At 60.4% G+C, this 260-nt stretch carries 1 protein-coding gene; it reads left to right on the top strand.

Translation table 11 applies throughout. From position 1 onward, the window contains the following. The coding region (locus tag SB754_RS21115) for a phage tail protein (protein ID WP_410784299.1) at window positions 1-260 on the top strand (260 nt) is incomplete at both ends.

Raw genomic sequence — 260 nt, 5'->3', positions numbered from 1 at the left:
ACGGTGCGGCTGCTTGCCGATCAGGGCATGGCGTGGCCCCTGATTGGCGGCAGCGGCATGATTTACGGCATGTACGTTGTTGAAAGTATCGCAAACACGCACAGTGAATTTTTCCCGAACGGCACGGCCAGCAAAATCACGTTCACGCTGAACCTGAAGGGCGTTGATGAATCGCTGACCGCCATGTTCGGCGACCTTAAGCAGCAGGCCGGCGGCCTCGTCAGCGGCGCCGGCAACCTGCCGGGCCAGCTTTCTTCTGC

This window comes from Leifsonia sp. SIMBA_070 (assembly GCF_046534635.1).
Lineage (GTDB): Bacteria > Actinomycetota > Actinomycetes > Actinomycetales > Microbacteriaceae > Leifsonia.
This window is presented reverse-complemented; position numbering and strand designations above follow the sequence as displayed.